Below are 21,001 nucleotides of genomic sequence, written 5' to 3'. Positions count from 1 at the left end.
CTATGGGTATCAAGCAGCAGACAAAGTGCGTTGCTCAATACGCTTCTCCGGCGTAGCGTTCAGCACCAAGCGATGCACATAAATACCTGGCGTATGAATCTGATCAGGATCTAATTGACCGTTCTCTACAATCTCTTCAACTTCAGCAACTGTGATCTTGCCTGCCATTGCAACTACTGGATTGAAGTTACGGGCGGTATAGCGATAAATCAAATTACCGGACTTATCTGCCTTCCACGCTTTCACGAGTGAGATATCAGAAACGATTGCACGCTCCATGATGTAGCGCTCACCGTCAAACTCCTTTTCCTCTTTGCCCTCAGCAACTAAAGTACCTACACCGGTTTTGGTGTAGAAAGCAGGAATACCACAACCACCAGCACGCAATTTCTCAGCTAGAGTTCCTTGCGGAGTAAATTCCAGCTCGAGCTCGCCCGCCAAAAACTGACGTTCAAATTCTTTGTTCTCACCTACGTAGGATGCAACCATCCTTTTCACTTGTCTTGAATTCAGTAGTAGACCCAAACCAAAGCCATCCACTCCAGCGTTATTAGCAATCGCAGTCAGATTTTGCGCACCAAGGTCCTTAACCGCTTGGATCAAGGCCTCAGGAATACCGCACAAGCCAAAACCACCAACAGCCAGTTTTTGGCCATCTTTCAAGATATCCCGCAAGGCATCCACAGCCGATGGGTAAGTTTTGTTCATAAATTCGTCCTAATATTGCCAAAAAGGTAAAAAAGCAATCATAACGCTTTAGACCTCCAAGCCTCTTGGCATTGGGCACTAACTTGGTTTTTATGCCTTGGAACTAAAATAGAGAAGTAGCTGATGGCTTTGAAGGTGTCAAAAATGCTCAAAATACCCAAATAGCCACAATGCCCAAGGCACCCTATTGATATGTAATGTCGGAGAAATGAAATGACTGCCCAGGAATTACTCGAACAGTTTGGACCCAGAGAATCCATGGACTATGACCTCGTCATCGTTGGGGGTGGCCCAGCTGGATTATCCGCAGCCATCAAAGCAAAACAGCTAGCCAATCAATCCGGCAAGGACATTAGCGTCTGTGTGCTGGAAAAAGGATCTGAAATCGGCGCGCATATTCTCTCTGGCGCTGTCATGGACCCTAAGGCATTAACTGAACTCTTCCCCAACTGGAAAGAATTAGGTGCACCGCTAGATACCGAAGTAAACCAAGATCAGTTTTTATTTTTGACCAAAGACAGCGCATTTCAAGTTCCCAATTGGCTGTTGCCCGATTGCTTTAAAAACGAAGGTAACTATATTGTTAGTTTGGCTAATGTCACTCGTTGGCTAGGTCAACAAGCCGAGAACCTGGGTGTAGAAATTTTTCCAGGCTTTCCTGCTGCTGAAATTCTCTATAACGAGCAAGGCGCAGTTTGCGGCGTCATCACAGGCTCGATGGGCTTGGATAAAGAAGGTCAAGCCACTGATCAATTTCAACTTGGTATGGAATTGCATGCCAAGTACACCTTATTTGCTGAAGGTTCGCGGGGACATTTAGGCAAACAACTGATTGCCAAGTTTGCCTTAGATAAAGATGCTGACCCACAAAGCTACGGTATTGGTATTAAAGAATTATGGGAAGTAGAACCCTCCAAGAGCAAGCCTGGTCTGGTGGTTCATACCGCAGGGTGGCCATTGGAGAGCGACACCTATGGTGGCTCATTCTTATATCACTTAGGAGATAACAAGGTTGCCGTTGGTTTAGTTGTTGGGCTGTCCTATAAAAACCCATACCTCTCTCCGTTTGAGGAGTTTCAACGCTATAAGTTGCACCCAAAGATTCGTGAAACCTTTGAAGGCGGTAAGCGCCTGGCCTATGGTGCACGGGCACTGACAGCGGGCGGCTTAAATAGCCTACCTAAAACAGTTTTTCCCGGTGGTGCGCTCATTGGTTGTGATGCTGGCTTCCTGAATGCCTCACGCATCAAAGGAAGTCATGCAGCTATTAAGACCGGCATGCTGGCTGCACAAGCCGCAGTAACTGCTCTTTCCGAAAATCGCTCTGCTGATGTTTTGGCTGCGTATCCAAGCGCCTTTAAAAATAGCTGGTTATATACCGAACTAAACCAAGCACGCAACTTTAAGCCATGGATGTCTAAAGGACTCTACCTTGGCACTCTCATGGTGGGCCTTGAGCAGAAAGTGTTGGGTGGCAGCATGCCTTGGACGATTCATGTAAAGCATGCGGACCATGAATGCCTAGAACCAGCAGCGCAGCACCAAGCAATTGACTATCCAAAGCCAGATGGCAAGATTACTTTTGATCGCCTCTCATCTGTATTTATCTCCAATACAAATCATGCTGAGAATCAACCTATCCATCTCACCTTAAAAGATGCATCGGTACCAGTGAACTTAAATCTCAAAACTTATGCAGGCCCAGAGCAACGCTACTGCCCTGCTGGTGTGTATGAATATATAGAAAAAGAGGGTCAGTCACAGTTGCAAATTAATTCGCAAAACTGCGTGCATTGCAAGACTTGTGACATCAAGGATCCAAGTCAGAACATTGTTTGGATTACCCCTGAAGGTGGTGGTGGCCCGAACTACGGATCCATGTAAAGACAGCTGATTCAGTTACCTAGCGGGGTAGTGACGAGGGCGCAATTTACCAATCGCCATACCCCCTAGACCGCAGGCTAAAGCCGCCATCACAAATACATTGCGGGGCTGGGTAGCATCCCATAACCAACCCGCCATCAAGCCACCCAAGGTTCCGCCTAAGCCGTAAGACACGGTCGCCATTAGAGCCTGCCCTCGCGCCTGCAATGGGCCAGTAAACCAACGTTGCAATAGCTTCGTAGCTGCACTGTGATGTGCGCCAAAAGTACCCGCATGCATGAGCTGAGCCAGAATCAGTACCCAAGTTAGCGGGAAGAAGGCTATCAAGATAAATCGGAATACGCCAATACCAAAAGCGATTTGCAAAACAATCTCAGCATCTAAGCGACTAAGCACCTTGCTCTGGAAATAAAAAAAGATCACTTCAGCTGCAACGCCTAATGCCCAAAACAAACCAATCTGTAATTTGTCGTAACCTAAATCAGCCAAGTAGAGGGAATAGAACACATACAAAGCAGCATGCGCAAAAATCATAAAGAATCCTGAGAGCAAGAACCAGCGCACATCCGGATTAAATAGAACGATCAGCAGTTCACCCTTAACCATCTTACGACGCTCCATCTTGGGCTCATGCAAGCGAAAGGTAACCAATGCCAAGAAGATCAAAATTACCGCGCCCACAATGGGATACAACTCTATGCCTTTGCGCTGAAATAACTCACCTGCAAATAAGACCATGGCAATAAAACCGATCGATCCCCATAAACGCAAACGACCATAACGCTTATCAAATGAATTGTCTTTAAATAAGGCATGCACAGTAGCGGACTCGCCCAAGGGCATCAAGCTACTGAGGATAGTGTGGAGCACAAACATCCAAATAAAGAATGCAATGTAACTTTGCAGAAGAAAGATGCATAAAAAAGTAATTGCCGCAAGGCAAGCACAGAAACGAATAATGCCGATACGATCAGATAGATAGTCAGATAACCATCCCCAGGAGAATGGGCCAACTATTCGGGTGATTTGCAACATGGACATTAAGATAGCAATCTCAATGACGCTAAAGCCGCGATCTAGAAAAAAGAGGCTGGCATATGGAGAAACTAAACCAACATAAGCGAAATACAAAAAGAAAAAGGACCCGAAGGCCCAACGTACTGAAGGTATCATTTTCTTTTTAGTTTTCTAAAATGGATTTAGTGTTAATCCGTTGCAGAGCCAGGACGTGCAGCTGGGATCGGCGGAATACTGTGTTTCACATCACCACACTGAGCGCGGTGACGAAGTGCATGATCGATCAGCACCAAAGCTAACATGGCTTCTGCAATCGGCGTTGCCCGAATACCAACACAAGGATCATGACGACCTTTGGTTTGCACAGTAATAGGCTTACCATCTAAATCAACTGATTCTTTTGAACTCAAAATACTAGAGGTTGGCTTAATGGCAATCGACACACGCAAATCTTGACCAGTGCTGATGCCGCCTAAAGTACCGCCCGCATTATTGCTAGCAAATCCATTGGGATGCAACTCATCGCCATGCTCACTACCGCGTTGCGCTACCGACTTAAAGCCAGAACCAATCTCCACGCCCTTCACCGCATTAATACCCATCATGGCATGCGCAATATCGGCATCTAACTTATCGAATAAAGGCTCGCCTAATCCAATGGGCACATTACGTGCTCGCACTTCAATCTTTGCTCCGCAAGAATCCCCTGCTTTGCGCAGTGCATCCATATAAGCCTCTAATTGAGGAACGATATCGGCATTAGCGGCAAAGAAAGGATTACCCTCAGTCAGTGCGGCATCTTTAAATGGGATTTCAATTTCACCGAGTTGGCTCATATAGCCATAAAACTCAGTGCCATACTGTTCTTTGAGCCACTTCTTGGCGATTGCAGCTGCAGCTACTACCGGAGCAGTTAATCGCGCTGACGAGCGCCCACCTCCACGAGGATCACGCAAACCATATTTATAGTGATAAGCGTAATCAGCATGACCGGGTCTAAATGTTTGCAGGATGTTGCCGTAGTCTTGACTGCGTTGGTCGGTATTCCGAATGAGTAGGCCAATGGGCGCACCCGTAGTTTTGCCTTCATATACACCAGACAGAATTTCCACTCTGTCGGCTTCTTGACGTTGGGTCACATGGCGAGATGTTCCTGGCTTACGACGATCCAAATCAATCTGCAAGTCCGCTTCACACAGAGACATGCCTGGAGGGCAGCCATCAACAATAGCGCCAATAGCGGGACCGTGGGATTCACCAAAAGTGGTGACAGTAAAAAGAAGGCCTAAAGTATTTCCTGACATACTGACATTATGTCATTGCTCGGGGGCTTGGGCTAGGCTGAGCCTATGGGGCAGCTTTTTCAGCCTCTTCTGGCCAGTCGCGGATGTAAGCCTTGAGCATGGAGTTTTCGAAGTCCTGGGCCTCAACAACGGATTTAGCCACGTCGTAGAAAGAAATCACACCCATCAGCATCTTTTGATCAATCACCGGCAAGTAGCGGGCATGATCAACTAGCATCATGCGACGAACCTCATCGATCTCTGTTTCCATATTGCATGTCAAAGGCTTGGCATTCATGACGCTTTGCACTTTGAGGTCATCTAATTTGCCATGGTGTTTTGCTAAAGCTGCAATCACTTCACGGAATGTCAGGATACCCACAAGCTTGTCGTACTCCATCACGACCAATGAACCGATGTCATGCTCGCTCATGACCAAGACGGCAGTTTGCAATGCAGTATCTGGTGCCACTGTAAATAGTGTGCTGCCCTTAACGCGCAGTATGTCGCAAACTTTCATTTGATCTCCAGCAATCGGTTCTTGTTTAACCAATATATTCTTATGCCCCAAAGGAATCAAGGGGCATACGAAGTATTTCAGTAACGAATAACCCTAAGCAAACCATTGCGAATGCTAGGAAGATTAGCAACCAAGACTGCACCAGCCAAGGTAATCCACCAGGTAAGGTAAATCCAAATCAGCGCTAAGGGGAAGATCGCAAAAGCGCCATAGACTGTTTTGTAAAAGGCGACATTGGTCAGAAAGAGACCGAAGCCAAACTTCATCAACTCAAACGTGAGGGCTGCAAAGAAAGCACCACTTAAAGCGTCACGCCACTCAATGTGGGTATAAGGAAGGATTTTGTAAGCCACTGAGAATACGGACATGGCCAGCAGTACTGGCACCACCGTTGCCACAAACCCCAAACCAAAGCTCAGGGTTTCCGTCCACCCCTCTGCTGCACTAAATAGCAGGCCACTCAAGTAGGTGCCAATACCCAATAGGATAGGTCCCAATATGGTTGCAGAGGAATAGATCGCGACCTTCTTCAAAATAGGTCGACTTTCAGAGACACGGAAGATCTGATTAAAGGCGCTTTCAATCACAGCCAATGTCATGATGGTCGTAATCACCAAGCCAAGCAAACCAATCAAGGTGAGGCCTTTGGCCTGAGCTGAAAATTGATCCAAGTAATTAAAGACCTGCTGATTTAAGCCACCTGGCATATAGGTATCTAGTAGCCAGGCCTGAAAGGCATACTTAATCCGCACCACACTGGGGAGATAGCCAATCAGAATGGAAGCTACAGTGAGCATTGGAATCAAGGCAAGCGTAGTGGTAAAGGCCAAGCTAGCCGCTACTTGCTTTAGATTTTGGCCCCGGTTACGCTCCCAGATCTCTTTTCCAAGAGAGAGCCATAATTGAGGATTCTGTATAAGGCGCATCGCCCATATCATAAGAGATAAGAGAAGAATATGAGCCAATCTGACATTTTAGTTTTGTACTACTCACGCTACGGAGCAACCCGAGACTTAGCGCGACTGATTGCCGAAGGTATTGAAAGTGTCCCGGGTGTTAACGCCAGGCTACGCACCGTACCAGCGATCTCAACAGTATGCGAAGCTACCGAGGCCGCTGTTCCGACTGATGGCGCCCCCTATGTTGAGTATGCGGATTTAAAAGAATGTATTGGTCTAGCCTTGGGCTCCCCTACACGCTTTGGCAATATGGCCGCTCCCATGAAATACTTTTGGGATGGAAGTTCCTCAGAGTGGCTCAATGGAGCTCTCGTTGGTAAACCAGCCTGCGTCTTTACCAGTACGGGTAGCCTGCACGGCGGTCAAGAAAGCACCCTGCTCACCATGATGATTCCGCTGCTTCACCACGGCATGATGCTCATGGGCATTCCGTATAGCGAGCCTGACCTGATGAATACCTCAAGCGGTGGTAGCCCTTATGGCGTTACCCACCTTGCGCATGCTGATGGTCGAGCGCCCATTAGCGCCGAAGAACAGCGCCTAGCTATTGCTCAAGGCAAACGCTTGGCACTTACAGCGCTCAAACTCATTTAAGGCAATTCATGCTCAAAAGCTGGCTCTCTAAAAACCCCTACCAACTCATCGCTACGGCAGCTTTTGTTGACCTTTTTATTCTGTGCGTTGCTTGGGAATGGTTTATCTCACCACTCAGGCCAGGAGGCTCTTGGCTCATTCTCAAGGCCATCCCCTTGTTATTTGCCATTCCAGGCCTATGGAAAGGTAATGTCTACACCATGCAATGGGCCTCCATGCTGATCCTGCTCTACATCACCGAGGGCTTAGTCCGTATTTTGGAAACTGGGGTCAATTTCTGGATGGCTGCCCTAGAAACCGCCATTGGAACAGTAGGTTTTGTATGTCTGCTGATGTTCCTCAAACCCATCAAAGCGAGGGCTAAAGCAGCAAAAAAAGAACGGGCTGCAGCAGAAATTCAGGAGTAAAGCCTGTAAATGGGCTGATTAGCCCACTTTTTGCCATTTTCTTTAAAAATATTACTTATTTCTGTCATCCCAGCTACTTTTCCATGCGTTGTATGCACATGGAGGTAGTAAATATGTCAACAAGACTAAAACGTTGGGCCCGCACCATTGAACAGATTGACCTTTCCAAAAGGACGCCTGAGGTCGCTATTGGCTATTTAGACAGCAAATACCGCGATATCGCCTGGCGTTACATCCGTATTTTGGGCTTTGAGCGCACTATTAGCTTTATGGCCAGCAATAACTTCCATCCAGAATAATCCGCTTCACTCAAAAAAACCCCAGAAGATCTCCTATCTGGGGTTTTTCAATTTAGAGCCAATCAATAGCAGGCATTAATTATTACCTTTGGCCTTTAAAGCCTCTTCCAGTTGATTAATCTTGTTTTGCATTGCGGAAATTTTTGCATTCAGGGCACCTACATTTAAAAAGCTTTCGTCAGACACTTGGGCTTTGAGGTTATTCCCCCAACCCAGCCAAGATGAGTCATAAACCTTCACCTTCTTAAAACCAAGATTTTTGAGGACCGTGGCTGTCTCGGCAGCACGCACACCACTTTGGCAGTAGACAACTGTCTCTTGATTGGGATCCAGACTTGAATACAACTTTTTCAAATCTGTCTGGCTTTTAAGAGTCATCCCCGAATTATCAGATACCTGCTTCTTGCCAAGCTTAATAGACGTAGCAGGATCCTGCCAATTTTCTTCGTAGGGAATATTGATTGCATTGGGAATATGGCCCCCTCGAATCGCACGAACATCTTTTCCAGAAAACTCATCAGGAGTTCGCGCATCAATAATCTGGACTGATTTAGATTGAACCAACTTCAGCATCTCCTCATTAGTCACCAGCAACTGAGGCTGGGGCGCCAATGTTACGGAGACAGCCGGCAGACTCGGGCGCTCTTTTTGAAGCGGTAATCCAGCTGATTTCCAGGCATCAATCCCATCGTGATAGATTTGAGCTTGCTTACCGCCAAAATACTGAATCGTATAAAGGCCAAAGTAAGCATATGGATTTCCGCGGGAGCCGTAAACCACAATGTCTTTATTCACATCGAGTCCGGCAGCATTAAAAATGGATTGAATTTTTGCGGTGGAGATATAGTCCTCTTTATTTGCATCCCTCAGAACATTGCCCGCATCGCCGATATTGATTGCGCCAGGGATATGCCCCTCCAGGTAACTCTTTTCATCACGCACATCCCAAAGAATTGCGCCTCGTGCTAGGGCCTCCTGCACTTGCCCCGTCTGAATAATGGCATCATTTTTTTGCGCGGAAACTAAAGAGCTCAGGAGCAGCAAGCTGACGGAGAGGATGTATTTCAGGGGTGGGCGCATATAGATGCTTTCTTTTCAAAATGGGGCTAAGACTAAATATTAACTCCTTGCTCTTGCAGGGGATGAAATACACGTAGCACCCAATTAAATATGGCGCTGACTGTCACAATCGCTTGAAACTCATCCCAATAAAACGTAGGATCAGGAATGAGACATCGGCCATTTACGCAGATTGAATAAACAGCATCCTATTGAAAGGAATACACCATGAGTCAGAAAAAATTAGTGAAGCAATTATTGAAAAAGCTAGATAAGCTCGAGGCAGATAGAGAAAAGCTCATCGACAAGCTTGCAAAAGCCTTGGACAAGCTCGAGAAAAAAGCTCCAGCTAAAAAGGTAGTCTCCAAAAAAGCAGCGGCCAAAAAAGTCCCTGCAAAAAAGACTCCAGCTAAAAAGATCGTAGCTAAGAAAGCGCCAGCAAAGAAAGTAGTAGCGAAAAAGGCTCCTGCCAAGAAAGTAGTTGCGAAAAAAGTGATTCCAGCAACGCCAACTGCTTCATAGTCAATTGCATAGTGAAGGCTGCCCGTGAGTAAATCTGACATTCATGAACACACTTACGAGGCAGACCTCAGACTTCTTCAAATTGAATTGGTCAAACTTCAGCGTCACATTATTCAAAAGGGTAAGCGACTCTTAGTCATTTTCGAAGGGCGTGATACAGCCGGCAAAGACGGATCCATTAAAAGCATTACGGAACATTTAAGCCCTAGAGATAGCAGAGTCGTTGCCCTGAATAAGCCCTCCCCGCGCGAGGAAGGCGAATGGTACTTCCAAAGATATGTTGCTCAACTTCCAACTGCAGGTGAATTTGTATTATTCAACCGCAGTTGGTATAACCGTGCGGGCGTTGAAAAAGTCATGGGATTTTGCACTGATGCGCAGTACAAGCAGTTTATGCATACGGTGAATGATTTTGAATCTCTACTTGTCGGATCAGATATCCAGCTAATGAAGTATTACCTGGATATCAGCAAAGAAGAGCAAGCTTCTCGACTCAAGGATCGCGCGAAGGATCCACTTAAGCAATGGAAGATTAGCCCGATAGATCAAAAAGCACAAAAGATGTGGGACGCCTACTCAGACGCTAGGGATAGCATGCTCAAAAAAACTAGCTCATCAGATGCCCCATGGACAGTTGTAAGTGCTAATGATAAAAAGCATGCACACCTCAATCTGATTGCCGATTTATTGTCACGAATGGACTATCCAGACAAAGATAAGAAGATCTTAAAGATTGATGCGAAGATTGTGCTGACTTGGCCTACAGATTCTAAAAAGTTACCGAAGCTCGCTCAATAGCTTAACGATCTGCCATCGCCTGAATTTGAGCAACGGTGACATAGCCTCTTCCCTGCTCGTCAATTCTACTGAAATGGTCATAGATTCGAGGCATGCAGCCCTTAGCCTCTTCCATGGTCAACTTACCGTCTCGATTGATATCGCATTTAGCGAAGCGCTCTTGGATCTCTCTATTACGTGAGGCTTCATCAGCAGAAACAGGAGCTGCTAGAAACAGGAATGCTGCCGTGCAGATGAGGCATAAGTTACCGATCAGGAATCGCATTGAGGCTCTTATTTTGTGCCAGTTGCTCTTGGATCAGCAGAAGTCTCCATTGCCACCTTGACCACCTTCTTAGCCATAGCTACAAATGATTCAACCGAACCGCCGCCTGTGCGAAAGGATTCACCCTGAATGGTGACTAAGCCCTCGCCAATGACTTCTTTAGTTTGGCTATCGGTAATCTTGCTCTCTACTAACATTGCTGGTGTTTTAGAGTTCACACCTCCAGCATAAGCAGCTGCATTCATTGCCAAGCCAATCGGCGTGAAATTCCATGGCTGCAAACTATCTGCTGAACTCTCTGCACCAGTAATACCAACAGAGATACGAGCAACGCCTGGACCGGCTTGATTTACGATCTTGATATTCCCACGACTATTAACTGCATTCACCATAGAATCTTGCAATGCAATCTGCGCTTGATTAATCACGTCTGGAGAAATTTCTTTCGTAGCGTTTTGGTTTAAGTAAATTGGATCCAAGATCACTGCAGTGTAGGCTCCTGGATTAACGCCGTCTTTACGGTATCTCCAAATACGAGTATCAGCTTCAGATGTCGCCATCGGCACCAGCACTGAGTAATTGGGTAAAAACCCAGACCTAGGCATTGGCTGGCTTGCCAATTTAGGCGTATTACTACATGCAGTCAACAAAGTAGCTAAAGAGATTGCTGCAATTAAAGCGCCTGATTTGTTCATATTTTCTTTCGGTAAATGATCTATGTGATCTTTGATTACGGTGCCGGGCAAGGCATCAGGATTCCTGACTTTTGATGCAGTTGTGGCTTGCACTCTACTGGTGCGGCAAAAGTTTTTGGAGTTAACACTGGGCCAGAAGCAGATGCTTGCACCACTTCAGCTTGAGCAAGCTTAGGTGCTGTCGTATTTAAGGCTGGAACAGATTTATAAAATTCTTTATCGGTGCCAGGGCATGGCATTGAAGCTCCGGTTTTGGCATTCATGACTGATTTACATTGTGGGTCAGCCTGTAACCTTGCCTCGAGCTTATCAACAGTGCAGGCGCTAAGAAGAGCCAAAGTAAAAGAGAAGAAAGCTACACGCAAAGAAAAAATCCTGTTCATGCAGATCATTCTAGGCTAAACGGGAGCGCCTGAATAGTGGCAGTATATGCAATCTATTCAAAACATGGCAACAGCATAGGAGATCAGCATGAATAAAGAAGCATTTGAAAAGGGCCTCAAAACTCGCCGCGAAGTTCTGGGAGCAGAGTATGTGGACAACTCCATTCAGAATGCAGACGCATTCAATATGCCGATGCAAGAACTAGTCACCGAGTATTGCTGGAATGAAATCTGGAATCGCCCTGGCCTAGACCGCAGAACCAGAAGCATCATTAACCTATCTATGATCACTGCTTTAAATCGACCGCATGAGCTCAAGCTTCATGTGCGAGGCGCCATTAATAATGGGTTAAGTAAAGAGGATATTCAGGAAGTATTTTTGCAGGCCGCGATTTACTGTGGAGTACCAGCAGCGATCGATAGCTTCAGGTGCGCCAAAGAAGTCTTTACTGAGATGGGAATTTAGATCAGTAATCTAAAATTTTTGAGAGGAAATCCTTGGCTCTAGGTGATCTCGCTTCAGGATTGCCAAAGAACTCATCTTTGCTACAGTCCTCAATAATTTTGCCTTGATCCATAAAGATCACGCGGTGACTCACTTTGCGAGCGAAACCCATTTCATGGGTAACGCAGCACATTGTCATTCCCTCATTTGCGAGCTTCACCATGACATCTAGCACCTCGCCCACCATCTCTGGGTCTAAGGCTGAAGTTGGCTCATCAAATAACATCACAATCGGATCCATACTCAAGGCACGGGCAATCGCGACTCGTTGCTGCTGGCCACCAGACAACTGTCCAGGAAACTGATCTTTTTGAGCCATTAGTCCAACACGCTCTAAATACTTGAGGCCATGCGTCTTGGCTTCATCTGTCGATCTACCTAAAACCTTCATTTGAGCAAGCGTCAGATTTTCAGTAACACTGAGGTGCGGGAAAAGCTCAAAGTGCTGAAAGACCATGCCAACACGTGAACGTAGTTTTGGTAAATTGGTTTTTGGGTCATGTAGCGCAACCCCATCAACTGTAATCTCACCCGCCTGAAAAGGCTCGAGAGCGTTAATAGTTTTAATCAGAGTGGATTTACCTGAACCAGAGGGCCCGCAAATTACCACCACCTCACCTTTTTTAATCGATGTAGAGCAATCGCTTAGCACCTGAAATGAGCCATACCATTTGGATACGTTTTGAAGTTCAATCATGTGGATTTATTGAATTTGTACTGAATGAGGTTAGTGAATAATAGCGACTCTAGCTTGTATCTTGCGCACTACTTTAGAAAGCGAGAAGCAAATTACAAAATAGCTTGCTGCAGCCAAAATATAGGTTTCAATTGGGCGGCCATAATTTTTACCAGCAATCTCAAATCCTTTAAGTAAGTCGTATGCGCCGATGGCATAGACTAATGAGGTATCTTGAAACAAGACAATGGTCTGGGTCATAAAAACGGGGATCATGTTTCTGAAAGCTTGGGGCAATACTACAAGACGCATATTCTGGCCATAAGTCATGCCCAAAGCTTCTCCTGCATAGCTCTGCCCCTTCGGTACGGATTGAATGCCAGCGCGCACAATCTCCGAGAAAAATGCTGCCTCAAATGCGATGAAAGTAATCGTGGCCGAGAGATCTGCGCCAATGGGTCTGCCAATCAACATAGGGATTAGCAAGAAAAACCACAGAATCACCATGACTAAGGGAATGGATCGCATGGTGTTCACATAGAATGTAGCGGGATATACCAATGCGGGCCGTCCAGACAAACGCATTAAAGCCAAAAATGTCCCAAATAGAATGCCACCGACTGTTGCAAAGATAGTTAACTGAACACTAAATACCAAGCCTTTCAAAATATAGTTGGTAAATAATTCCCAATTATAAAAACTCAGATCTAAGCTCAGCATGTCATTAATCCTATTAACACCTAGTGAGCCAAGCTTGCATCATTAGAAACAATAAAACCCGGAATGCGACTACGCTTTTCAATTAGAGTCATCACTCGATTAACTGCAAATGCCGAGAGCGCATATAACAAGGTCACTGCTAAGTAGATTTCAACACCCTTCGATGTTTCTTCTTGAGCCTGCATTGCAAATAAGGTCAGCTCTGGTACGGAAACTGCAAAAGCTACTGAGGAGTTTTTAATGAGATTCATACTCTCCGAAGTTAGTGGTGGCATCACAATTCGTAATGCCATTGGCAAAATAATGTAACGGTAACTTTGTACGGTTGTTAAACCTAAGGCGGTTGCGGCAGCACTTTGTCCACTAGGCAGAGCCTGAATACCCGCCCTCACCTGCTCAGCTATGCGAGCAGATGTAAAGAAACCAAGAGCAATACTCACCAACCAATACGATGGTAGAGACTTTAAGGGCAATACAAAAGATGGAATGACGTGATACCAAAGAAAGACTTGTACTAAGATGGGGATGTTTCTGAATAACTCTACCCAAGCAGTAGAAATCCGAATCAGCCATTTGTGCAGCGAGTTAGTGGTGGGCAGAGTACGTAGAGTACCCATCACTACCCCCAGAATTAAAGCAATCGTCAAACTAAGAGCCGCTACAGCCAAGGTCCAGGCCCAAGCCTTCATCAGCCAATCCAAATAACTAGGATCACTGTTTTGAGCTAAACCAAACACTGCGGAGAAGCAGTGATCTACTACTTCCCCATCTAAGGTGTTCTTACAAAAAACACCTAAATCTAAGGGCATATTATTGGCTCGTATTTAGTGAGGGCTATCGATTATTTTTTATTGTAGTCTTCGGCAGGCTTGTCGTTGAGATTGGCCCACGCATTTTTCGTTGCTGGTGACAACTCAAGACCTACAACAATATTTTTTGGCGGGATTGGGGCTAAAAACCATTTATTCCAAAGCTTAGGCATATTGCCATTAGCCACAATCTTAGCAATTGCAGCATTTACGGCTGCCTTAAACTCGGGGTCATTCTTTGGAACCATGATAGCGATAGGCTCAGTTGAAAGTACCTCACCAACAATCTTATAGTCCTTTGGATTCTTGGAGTTAGCAATATTGCCAGCCAGGATTGAACCATCCATGACGAATGCATCTGCACGACCCGACTCTAGCAATAAGAAGCTGTCGGCATGATCCTTGCCAAATACTTCGTCAAAATTCACGCCGTTGGCTTTTTCATGTTTACGTAATAACTGTACTGAAGTAGTCCCGGTAGTTGTAGCAACTTTTTTGCTGGCTAGCTGAGCAATTGAAGTGATGCCCGAGTTTGCTTTTACTGCGATCCGAACCTCTTCAACATACAGTGTGTTTGCAAAACCCACATCCTTAGCGCGTGCAGTATTGTTTGTTGTTGTTCCACACTCAATATCAACCGTGCCGTTTTGAACCAAAGGTACACGGTTCTGAGATGTAACGGGCTGATAATTAATGCGCAAAGTACTCAAACCTAATTTATCTTTTAGGTCAGCCAAAATCATGCGGCAAACTTCAACGTGATACCCATCAAAGCGACTATCGCCAGTGGTATATGACATTGGAATAGACGATTCACGAACACCCATAGTAATCGCGCCAGTAGACTTCATTTTTTCAAGTGTTTGGCTGGCAGCGTGAGCATGAGCTATGCCCAAGAACAAAGTTGCAGCGATTAAACAGTTTGTACTGAGTTTTTTGCTTTTCACGAATATCTCCTATCGTCTATGAACCTCAAAAATGTCAGGACTAGTATATCGATGGATAGGAAATGTGTAGGGCAAAAGAGGTGCCCTCTGGGTGATCCTCCCAATACGATTGAAGGTGCCAGCTATGCCCTAGAAGAATTCGGTATTGCTTGAATCTCTTGTTACTTCAATGGCTTACAGATGGAAAGAAAAAAACCTCACCATTTCTGATGAGGGTTTTAGATTCTGAATCAGGCCACGGTAAATTTGAGATTACCTAACTTTTCAATGCGTGTCTCGAGCTTGTCGCCAGGCTTTAGCCAAACCTGCTTATCTTTTGGATACCCTGTTATCACTCCTTCTGGGGTGCCAGTAAAAATAATATCGCCTGGCTCTAGAGTAAAAATTTTGGAGGCATAGCTAATGATTTGAGCGCAATTAAAAACCATATCATTAGTATTGGATGACTGACGAACCTCACCATTAACGTATTGCTCAATTTTTAGTTGATTTGGATTTCCAACTAAATCTGATGTCAAAATATATGGGCCTATAGGCGCAAAACCATCATTAGTTTTACCAATCATCCACTGGCTACTGCGTTGCTGTAATTCCCGCGCTGTAAAGTCTTGTCCTGTTGCATAGCCAAATACATATGACAATGCATCGGCCTCACTAACGTTATACGCACGCCTACCCATCACAATAACTAACTCTGCTTCGTAGTCAAACTTTTCTGCGTTGACTAATGATGCCTTTACAACGCCGTTGTGGCTGTTGAGTGTGTTATTAAATTTATTGAATAAAATTGGTAAGGTCGGGATAGGATTATTGGTTTCTTTAGCATGCTTTGCATAGTTCAATCCCACGCAGATAATTTTCTCGGGGTTGGTAACAGCTGGTGCATATTCGATTTTAGATTCGTCCAAAAACAAATTTGGGCCGCCCTTACTCAATGCCAGACCTACTAGCTTACCTAGACCTTGATCACCATTCTGAATCAAATCATCAGTATTAATTGGCGCCTTCACTTTGAATTGTTTTGCAGCCTTAGCAACATCTAAAATGCCTTTGTCTGTCTTGACGCCGAGAACATATTTGTTGTCCACTTTGTAATTTAGAACAGTCATGTTCTTTGCCATGTCAGGATTAGCAAGCCTTACAGCGCCCGCACCAGGTCCAGCTGCCTCAGCCTGATTTGCAATAAAGGGGGTAGTTAGCGCGGCACCGCCAGCTATGGCAGATACTTTTAAGAATTCACGTCTTTGGTTGCCCATGTTCTCTCCATATTCAATGCTTGTTATAAAAGTTTTTGACTACCAACAATCTAACATGCGAGCTAACATCGTCATCGTAGGGATTACCCCTGAATGTTCTACAGATAGTGCAATGCTTTAAGGCGATCCGAAACAGCACAGGAGACCCGAATGTCTCTAACTATGAATGGTAAGTTTCATGACATTGATATTGAATTAACTTAGCTTTAGTTATGGACCACTCCAGAATGAGGTATACATGAAATTTTGGCTCGCCCATCAGGATTCGAACGCGCCAGATATGCCTTGAAAAAACCCCAGCTATTTCTAACTGGGGCTTTTAATTAACATTCAGGCTGGAGTAAACGACTTTGAAGACTTGCAGAAATCTACTATTAGCTCCGAAAAGCCAAGATGTCGAGCATTCGTTTTTCTAAAGCTCTCTAATTCAGCAATTGCTGGTGGAACTTCATTTTTATATGAAGCGTCCTCATATCCAGGATGGAAGGGGGCCTCTTGGACTAGTTTATTGCTCATGATGTATATCCTTATTCAGTAAGTGAAAATTGAATCAATTGATCTGCGTTAGCAAAAACTGAATTAGCTCGGAAGTGTGTGCATTCGAAATCTCCTAAAGTGCCATATCAATATGGCTGCCGCTCCCCCTGTCCCTGATACCTGAGAGATTCACACTACAGCGTGGCTGAGTGCTTGCTCCTTCGGTGCACCATAAAATGGTGTCTCTCCAGACGGCTATTTAGGATAAGCAGTACCTTCCTAATGGATACCTGAGCGTTCATGGGAGTTTGCGCCTTCGGTGGAGATCAGATCTCACTCTCCTGCTTGGCAAAAGTATATCCTCAAGATTGAAACTGATTCAAGGGTTTTTTAATGCAACTGGCGCTTCGGACAAGTTTTTGCTATCTTGGATAACCAAGTAAGTGCCGTCTCTAGTAGAAAGACTGACAAAAGCTATGATTTAAAGGGAGGGGGTAGAACTTTTTTGGCCTGCCCAGCACGATTCGAACGTGCGACCTACGCCTTAGAAGAATTCGTGGCTATTGGAATGTGTATATATTTCAATGACTTAGACGCTTAAATCGGGACTGTGTAATAAACTGTGCAATGACTTATTCAATAACTAAAAGCACACCTTCATAGCCCATTTTTGTCTCGATATTCTTTTATCATCTTTTGAGTAACATTCGATGAATAACACAAAATAGTAAATCGATCTATTTTGGAATAGGCACTATTCAGTCCACATTGCACGCCTTTGGGTGACTTACTGTACGGACAAGGACACTCGCCGCCATAGGCTTGAATCGATTGTTGAATTAAGACTGTCTTAATCTCATCATCAGAAATTTTGTCATCAGCCATAGCTAACGATGAACCTATCATGATCATGGTAAGAATAAGAAGTTTCATATGGTCCTGGAGCGTTGGCTTTATTTTATGGATACCACTGTTTGGCAATTCTGTCATAAAAGACCCAAATCATCTTTTTCAATCTGAGCCCTCTAATACTAACCTCATACCTGCCAAGATGTAACGAGACTCGGGCGTATTCACATTTCTAAAAGAAGACCGACAATATAAGGGCCATGTGTGCCATGAACCGCCACGCCTGACTTTTGCCTCGCCCTCATTAGGACCTTGTGGATCAATGGTAGGTGAATATTGATAGTAATTTTCAGCATACCAATCAGAACACCACTCCCATACGTTCCCGATCATGTCATAAAGACCAAATGGGTTAGGAAGAAAACTGCCAACGGGAGCTGCAAATTCATGATGACTATGAAAGTCAAGAGCATACTGTTGCCACTGTGGCCAAATCTTTACGGTATCTAAATCAAACACTTTGGCATATGAAGTAAGTGTGTTGGGATCGTCGCCGGTAAAGTACCTACTATTTGTGCCAGCTCGGCAGGCGTATTCCCACTCGGCTTCAGTTGGCAGTCGATACTTTTTGCCCTCTTTCTCACTTAACCACTTTGCCATAGCATTAGCATCATTCCAAGTAATGTTCACCACTGGAAAATCGTCTGCCTGAGTAAACCCTGCTTCATCCCATGCATACTAGGTATTTCGACCTTCAAACACTTCATCATCTGAAGTCTTTAAGTGAGTATCCAGTGGGTTAAATCCATATCCACCAGTCCCATCTCGGATTGATTCAGGTATATATCCAGAGTGAGTCAAAAATAACTCAAACTGCTTAATAGTGACAGGATGCTGTCCCATCCAAAATGGCTTAGTAATGATTACTTTGTGCGGTGGGCTTTCATCATGAAATTCAGAGAGCCGGGCTAATTCATATTGAGGAAAATCTTGTCTTAATGAATTTTCTGTTTCATTACTGCCCATTAAGAAACTTCCGGCAGGAATATAAGTAAAACTCATAGCAATACTATTTTGTAAGGTCTTCATGGCTGAGGTATGAAACAGATAACTTTTTTATGAGCAAATTAGCAAATTGATCAACTGCCTCTGACCACTCTGAGTCTTGGGCCTTAGCTTTAATCATAAATACTTTTTGATCTGGCGCCCAGTAAATGGCATCCTGAAGAGTTGACCCTGGCTTGAGCTGATGCCTTTCTATGTATCTCTCCATATGAATTTTTTGTGACGAAAGCCCTAATTGCTCAAATAGTTCCTCTAAAGTTCTTTTGTTGATACTCATAGGAACTCTCCTTCACCAGTATTTGAAACGTGTCTTCTCAGCATCTATATCACTACCTATTGCCCTCATATTCATATTGCAATGTGGGCAAGTAAGCCCATCCCACTCCGCCAAATGCTTGCCTGAGAGGCAACTTGTGCAAGCAGGCGAGATACTAATTTCTGTATTCATACTCCCTGGGTGAGCAACCTTATAAGCATCAATGGTTGAGCAGGATTTACAGACCATCACTACTTTGGAGGAGTGAAGTCCAACCTCTCTACCTATGCCGCTAATACATTCGAACCTGCAAGAGTGGCATGTAAATTTATATCTAGCCATAAACCAATCTCACTAACTCTTTTTAGTTTGCACAGCTAACCGCTTCATTCGAGCATCTTGAATGAGTAATTGCCTTTCTTGATTAGCCACACCAATGGTGATCTTTCTAGCAATAAGATCTGCATAGACGCCATCAATTTTTTTAAAGAACTCTTGATAAATTGAGTTCAACTCAGGGCTTAAGCCCTCAGTAGCAACTGGGCGACAAGTATTTGCTTCCGCCAAGTAACTTTTAAGCGCAATTATCTGCTGGTCAGTTAATTTATCGGCTGAATTAAAGAGAGCCTTTGCATGAGGATTGTTCCTTGTAACGGCGATAATTTGACTGTCTACCAGCAATGCATCGGCGCTTTGATTGGTTCGCACAATACAGTCATTGAGTCGTTTAGCAACGGTGGCTGACTGAATTGGAGCTATTGCTTTCATTGGAGCTGGTGCTGGCGCTTTAACAGCCTGCACCGGGCTAGTGGATGTAGTGTTTGTTGCGCATCCACTTAGGAAAGCAACCCCTATCAAACTGAGTTTGAATATATTTTTCATTAAATAGCCTTTTATGTTTAGCGATACACAAAATCAGCACGGCGGTTTTCTTTAAATGCCGCTTCTGTCTGAGCAGGGTCAGCTGGCTTTTCTTTACCAAAGCTCACCGCCTCCAACTGAGATTCACTAACACCTTGAGCAACTAGGGCTTTCTTAACAGATTCGGAGCGCTTTTGACCTAGGGCTAAGTTATATTCCGCAGTTCCACGATCATCCGTATTGCCTTGAATGATCACGGAGACTTTTTGCTTTTGAAACGATTTTAAGTAAGCAGCGTGTGCGGAGATAGTTGAAACATACTTCGGATCTACGGTATAGCTATCAAACTCAAAATAAATGGATCGCTTGCCATACACACTAGACTTGGGATCACTAATGGGATCGTATGTCATTGAGCCGCCAGCATTTACAGTAGCGACATCATTGGCTTCATCTAACTTAACGCTACTACACGCGGATACGAATAAAACTAATAATGCCAACGGCAATATTTTTACAAATTTAAACATGATGAAATTTCCCAAACATGGCTAAACACTACTAGCCAAATAGCAAAGAGACATGCCGCTAAAGCATGTCCCACCTAAGAAGATTAGGCTGTGGCTTTGGGGGGTTTAAACGCTGAGTCGGGAAAGTTTTGCGTAAACAAAACTTCATTTGCAATAGAAAATTTAGCTACTGAAATCGGTGGAGAAAAAACAGTAATCCCAATCTCGGTAATATTTGCAGTTACATGACTCATGAGATACATGGTGTGCACTGGCTCTTTATCATCATCCAATTGAGAAATCTTGTTTGCTTGTAGCGATATTGAGCCGTTGGCGTAAAAATTAGCAAGCTCTGCCCGCTCAACTGCGGCTTGAATAAAAATACTTGAAGCCGCCACCTTGAATGCAATCAAAAAGAGGCATGTTAATAGGACTAGTGTTTTACTGCGAGGCAACATGAATATTATTCTAACTCGATTATTAAATTTGTCGTTTTAATCGAGACTCCATCCAAACCCTTAAAAGAAAAAAACCACCCGAAGGTGGATAGTGTCTCCTCCAACCAATAACGATCCTGAGTGGGCTTTTGCTATAACAAGTTCAAATTAGCCCTTAGTGAGGTTGAATATAGCTAGGATTAACCCTTAATCGCAATCATAAATGTCGGTTTACCCGACA

At 44.5% G+C, this 21,001-nt stretch carries 27 protein-coding genes, 1 pseudogene and 1 riboswitch; of the genes and pseudogenes, 7 read left to right on the top strand and 21 right to left on the bottom strand.

Annotation, left to right across the window (positions count from 1 at the left end):
- Positions 1–9 precede the first annotated feature (9 nt).
- On the bottom strand, positions 10–708 hold the full coding sequence (locus tag ICV89_RS04675) for a CoA transferase subunit A (RefSeq protein WP_215310114.1): 699 nt from the start codon (positions 706–708) through the stop codon (positions 10–12).
- Positions 709–921: 213 nt separating this feature from the next.
- Here ICV89_RS04675 and ICV89_RS04670 point away from each other — a divergent pair, with 213 nt between their 5' ends.
- The gene (locus tag ICV89_RS04670) at positions 922–2,592 is read left to right on the top strand and encodes an electron transfer flavoprotein-ubiquinone oxidoreductase (RefSeq protein WP_215310112.1); all 1,671 of its coding nucleotides are present in this window, start codon (positions 922–924) and stop codon (positions 2,590–2,592) included.
- A gap of 15 nt (positions 2,593–2,607) precedes the next feature.
- On the opposite strand, the gene ICV89_RS04665 is transcribed toward ICV89_RS04670, so the two are convergent.
- The 4 genes from ICV89_RS04665 to ICV89_RS04650 form a co-directional block, all read right to left on the bottom strand.
- On the bottom strand, positions 2,608–3,765 hold the full coding sequence (locus ICV89_RS04665; RefSeq protein ID WP_215310110.1) for an MFS transporter: 1,158 nt from the start codon (positions 3,763–3,765) through the stop codon (positions 2,608–2,610).
- A 32-nt stretch (positions 3,766–3,797) separates the two neighbouring features.
- Entirely contained in the window at positions 3,798–4,913 is a 1,116-nt protein-coding gene (aroC, locus tag ICV89_RS04660; protein WP_215310108.1) for a chorismate synthase, read from the bottom strand.
- Positions 4,914–4,956: 43 nt separating this feature from the next.
- Entirely contained in the window at positions 4,957–5,412 is a 456-nt protein-coding gene (locus ICV89_RS04655) for a CBS domain-containing protein (RefSeq protein ID WP_215310321.1), read from the bottom strand.
- 77 nt (positions 5,413–5,489) lie between these two features.
- Positions 5,490–6,338, bottom strand: a complete 849-nt coding sequence (locus ICV89_RS04650; RefSeq protein WP_215310107.1) for a YihY family inner membrane protein — start codon at positions 6,336–6,338, stop codon at positions 5,490–5,492.
- 30 nt (positions 6,339–6,368) lie between these two features.
- On the opposite strand from ICV89_RS04650, the gene wrbA reads away from it, so the two are divergent.
- The 3 genes from wrbA (at position 6,369) to ICV89_RS04635 (ending at position 7,671) form a co-directional block, all read left to right on the top strand.
- A complete protein-coding gene (wrbA, locus tag ICV89_RS04645) occupies positions 6,369–6,965 on the top strand; it encodes an NAD(P)H:quinone oxidoreductase (RefSeq protein WP_215310105.1) in 597 nt (198 codons plus the stop codon).
- A gap of 8 nt (positions 6,966–6,973) precedes the next feature.
- On the top strand, positions 6,974–7,372 hold the full coding sequence (locus ICV89_RS04640) for a DUF2069 domain-containing protein (protein WP_215310103.1): 399 nt from the start codon (positions 6,974–6,976) through the stop codon (positions 7,370–7,372).
- 113 nt (positions 7,373–7,485) lie between these two features.
- Positions 7,486–7,671, top strand: a complete 186-nt coding sequence (locus ICV89_RS04635) for a hypothetical protein (protein WP_046330073.1) — start codon at positions 7,486–7,488, stop codon at positions 7,669–7,671.
- Between the two features lie 75 nt (positions 7,672–7,746).
- On the opposite strand, the gene ICV89_RS04630 is transcribed toward ICV89_RS04635, so the two are convergent.
- Entirely contained in the window at positions 7,747–8,751 is a 1,005-nt protein-coding gene (locus ICV89_RS04630; protein WP_215310101.1) for a sulfurtransferase, read from the bottom strand.
- A gap of 207 nt (positions 8,752–8,958) precedes the next feature.
- Here ICV89_RS04630 and ICV89_RS04625 point away from each other — a divergent pair, with 207 nt between their 5' ends.
- The gene (locus tag ICV89_RS04625; protein ID WP_215310099.1) at positions 8,959–9,252 is read left to right on the top strand and encodes a serine/threonine protein kinase; all 294 of its coding nucleotides are present in this window, start codon (positions 8,959–8,961) and stop codon (positions 9,250–9,252) included.
- Positions 9,253–9,276: 24 nt separating this feature from the next.
- Positions 9,277–10,050, top strand: a complete 774-nt coding sequence (gene ppk2, locus ICV89_RS04620) for a polyphosphate kinase 2 (RefSeq protein ID WP_251370914.1) — start codon at positions 9,277–9,279, stop codon at positions 10,048–10,050.
- Between the two features lies 1 nt (position 10,051).
- Here ppk2 and ICV89_RS04615 read toward each other — a convergent pair whose 3' ends face one another.
- From ICV89_RS04615 to ICV89_RS04605, 3 genes are read right to left on the bottom strand one after another with little or no spacing between them, the layout of a single operon-like run.
- Complete coding sequence (locus ICV89_RS04615) at positions 10,052–10,315, bottom strand: hypothetical protein (protein WP_215310412.1); 264 nt, start codon at positions 10,313–10,315, stop codon at positions 10,052–10,054.
- 8 nt (positions 10,316–10,323) lie between these two features.
- On the bottom strand, positions 10,324–11,010 hold the full coding sequence (locus tag ICV89_RS04610) for a DUF3313 domain-containing protein (RefSeq protein WP_215310096.1): 687 nt from the start codon (positions 11,008–11,010) through the stop codon (positions 10,324–10,326).
- A gap of 35 nt (positions 11,011–11,045) precedes the next feature.
- The gene (locus ICV89_RS04605) at positions 11,046–11,393 is read right to left on the bottom strand and encodes a hypothetical protein (RefSeq protein ID WP_215310095.1); all 348 of its coding nucleotides are present in this window, start codon (positions 11,391–11,393) and stop codon (positions 11,046–11,048) included.
- A gap of 88 nt (positions 11,394–11,481) precedes the next feature.
- On the opposite strand from ICV89_RS04605, the gene ICV89_RS04600 reads away from it, so the two are divergent.
- Positions 11,482–11,859, top strand: a complete 378-nt coding sequence (locus tag ICV89_RS04600) for a carboxymuconolactone decarboxylase family protein (protein ID WP_215310093.1) — start codon at positions 11,482–11,484, stop codon at positions 11,857–11,859.
- Between the two features lies 1 nt (position 11,860).
- Here ICV89_RS04600 and ICV89_RS04595 read toward each other — a convergent pair whose 3' ends face one another.
- From ICV89_RS04595 to ICV89_RS04540, 12 genes and pseudogenes are all read right to left on the bottom strand, one after another.
- Positions 11,861–12,595: an amino acid ABC transporter ATP-binding protein gene (locus ICV89_RS04595; RefSeq protein ID WP_215310091.1), complete on the bottom strand. Its 735-nt coding sequence runs from the start codon at positions 12,593–12,595 to the stop codon at positions 11,861–11,863.
- A 30-nt stretch (positions 12,596–12,625) separates the two neighbouring features.
- Entirely contained in the window at positions 12,626–13,294 is a 669-nt protein-coding gene (locus ICV89_RS04590; RefSeq protein ID WP_215310089.1) for an amino acid ABC transporter permease, read from the bottom strand.
- A gap of 20 nt (positions 13,295–13,314) precedes the next feature.
- Positions 13,315–14,103, bottom strand: coding sequence for an amino acid ABC transporter permease (locus ICV89_RS04585; protein ID WP_215310087.1), 789 nt, complete (start codon positions 14,101–14,103; stop codon positions 13,315–13,317).
- Between the two features lie 32 nt (positions 14,104–14,135).
- Positions 14,136–15,050: an amino acid ABC transporter substrate-binding protein gene (locus ICV89_RS04580; RefSeq protein ID WP_371817880.1), complete on the bottom strand. Its 915-nt coding sequence runs from the start codon at positions 15,048–15,050 to the stop codon at positions 14,136–14,138.
- A gap of 230 nt (positions 15,051–15,280) precedes the next feature.
- On the bottom strand, positions 15,281–16,306 hold the full coding sequence (locus ICV89_RS04575; protein ID WP_215310085.1) for a fumarylacetoacetate hydrolase family protein: 1,026 nt from the start codon (positions 16,304–16,306) through the stop codon (positions 15,281–15,283).
- Between the two features lie 330 nt (positions 16,307–16,636).
- Positions 16,637–16,822: a hypothetical protein gene (locus tag ICV89_RS04570; RefSeq protein WP_215310084.1), complete on the bottom strand. Its 186-nt coding sequence runs from the start codon at positions 16,820–16,822 to the stop codon at positions 16,637–16,639.
- A 118-nt stretch (positions 16,823–16,940) separates the two neighbouring features.
- A riboswitch (glycine riboswitch) is annotated at positions 16,941–17,044 on the bottom strand.
- A 396-nt stretch (positions 17,045–17,440) separates the two neighbouring features.
- Positions 17,441–17,773: a hypothetical protein gene (locus tag ICV89_RS04565; protein WP_215310082.1), complete on the bottom strand. Its 333-nt coding sequence runs from the start codon at positions 17,771–17,773 to the stop codon at positions 17,441–17,443.
- Positions 17,774–17,794: 21 nt separating this feature from the next.
- Positions 17,795–18,694: pseudogene (locus ICV89_RS04560) on the bottom strand (formylglycine-generating enzyme family protein).
- 7 nt (positions 18,695–18,701) lie between these two features.
- On the bottom strand, positions 18,702–18,974 hold the full coding sequence (locus ICV89_RS04555; protein WP_215310080.1) for a DUF2789 family protein: 273 nt from the start codon (positions 18,972–18,974) through the stop codon (positions 18,702–18,704).
- Positions 18,975–19,307: 333 nt separating this feature from the next.
- The gene (locus tag ICV89_RS04550) at positions 19,308–19,835 is read right to left on the bottom strand and encodes a hypothetical protein (RefSeq protein WP_215310079.1); all 528 of its coding nucleotides are present in this window, start codon (positions 19,833–19,835) and stop codon (positions 19,308–19,310) included.
- A 17-nt stretch (positions 19,836–19,852) separates the two neighbouring features.
- Positions 19,853–20,344 carry a peptidoglycan-associated lipoprotein Pal gene (gene pal / locus ICV89_RS04545; protein WP_215310077.1) on the bottom strand — a complete coding sequence of 164 codons (492 nt, stop codon included), beginning with the start codon at positions 20,342–20,344 and terminating at the stop codon, positions 19,853–19,855.
- Positions 20,345–20,427: 83 nt separating this feature from the next.
- Complete coding sequence (locus ICV89_RS04540; protein ID WP_215310076.1) at positions 20,428–20,781, bottom strand: hypothetical protein; 354 nt, start codon at positions 20,779–20,781, stop codon at positions 20,428–20,430.
- Positions 20,782–21,001: the final 220 nt, after the last annotated feature.

The sequence above is a fragment of the Polynucleobacter sp. Adler-ghost genome, from assembly GCF_018688495.1.
Classification (GTDB): domain Bacteria; phylum Pseudomonadota; class Gammaproteobacteria; order Burkholderiales; family Burkholderiaceae; genus Polynucleobacter.
This window is presented reverse-complemented; position numbering and strand designations above follow the sequence as displayed.